2 protein-coding genes are annotated in these 1,421 nt (G+C 57.6%); both read right to left on the bottom strand.

Annotated features, from left to right (window positions below):
* Nucleotides 1-17 precede the first annotated feature (17 nt).
* Nucleotides 18-944: an IS3 family transposase gene (locus PAN31108_RS26180; RefSeq protein ID WP_370819734.1), complete on the bottom strand. Its 927-nt coding sequence runs from the start codon at nt 942-944 to the stop codon at nt 18-20.
* Nucleotides 851-1,421, bottom strand: a 571-nt coding sequence (locus PAN31108_RS27275; RefSeq protein WP_370819732.1) for a helix-turn-helix domain-containing protein, incomplete at its 5' end; no start/stop codon positions are given. The genes PAN31108_RS26180 and PAN31108_RS27275, both read right to left, overlap by 94 nt.

Genomic DNA, 1,421 nt, shown 5'->3' with positions numbered 1-1,421 from the left:
AAAGTTGGACAGGGAAATTACGATATTAAGGACTGAGTTCTGTACAGCACAGGACTCAGTCCTTTTAGCTTGAGCTTGATGCGTTCATGGTTGTAATACCGGATGTAGGTGGCGATGGCCCTGCGAAGCTGTTCGAGGTTATCAAAACGAGCGAGCCGGAAGCATTCGGATTTTAGCGTGCCGAAAAAGCTCTCCATTGCCGCGTTATCGAGGCAATTGCCCTTGCGCGACATGCTCTGCGGCATGCCTCGGGCAGCCAGCCGTTCTCGATAGGCTCGCATTTGATAGGCCCATCCTTGGTCGGAATGCAGCATTTGCCTCTCCCGCTCGGACAAGCGTCGAAAAGCCTTGTCCAGCATCCCCTGAATGAGCGCAAAGTCGGCTCGCTCGCTGGTTTGCCAAGCCACAATCTCGCCGTTGTAGAGATCGAGCACCGGCGACAAATACAGTTTCTTGCCGCCCACGTTGAATTCGGTGACGTCCGTTACCCACTTCTCGTTGGGTCGACTTGCCTCGAACCGACGCGCCAATAGATTGGGGGCAACACAGCCCACTTCCCCTCGATAGGATCGGTATTTCTTAGCTCGCACGAGCGACTTGAGCCGCAGCACCGACATCAGGCGCTGCACCGTCTTGTGATTGACCGGCGTGCCGCTCTGGCGCAGCGTGGCCGTCACCCGGCGGTAGCCGTAACGTCCCTTATGCTGATCAAAGACTTGGGCGATCCTGGCTTTGAGGGCCTGATGACGATCTTCCGCCTTGGCTGCCGACATCTGGTAATAGAACGTGCTGCGCGCCAAGCCAGCGATCTTCAGTAGTGCCCCGAGCGGGTGACGCTCGCGCAGCACGCTCACCGCTTGCGCTTTTTCTTGGGCGCTGCCTGCTCCTTGGCCCGGAGCAATTCGTCCAACTTTTTTAGGTACGCCACCTCCGCGCGCAGGTATTCGATTTCTTTGAGTAAGTCTTCGCGCGAGCGTTCTTCGAGCGGCGCGGTGGGTTCAGGGGATTGTTTGGATTGGGACATCTTGGGTGGCCTGCCTTTGGGGCGCGGCTTGAGAGCGTCGAAACCACCCTCATGATACTGGCGCTCCCAGCGGCTCACGCTGTTCGCTTCGCGTAAATCGAACACCGCACAGGTACGCTGGCACGACAACTCGTGACGCCACATGTGCTGGAGCACCGACATTTTGAACTCGGCGCTGTAGGTCGCATGCTTCTTGCGAAGCCCCGAGTCGCCATGCTCACGATACGCGCTGACCCAGTGTCGCAGTGCCGTACGCGCTATCCCGTATTTCTGGCTCAGATCTCGATAGCCTCCCCGACCATCAATGTACTCCTGCACCGCGCGACGCTTGAATGCCTCGTCGTACTTCGTCATGAAAAAACCCCCAAGGGCTGGATTTATGTCCAACTCTTGGGGG

Source organism: Pandoraea anhela, assembly GCF_902459655.1.
GTDB classification, from domain to species: Bacteria; Pseudomonadota; Gammaproteobacteria; order Burkholderiales; family Burkholderiaceae; genus Pandoraea; species Pandoraea anhela.
This window is presented reverse-complemented; position numbering and strand designations above follow the sequence as displayed.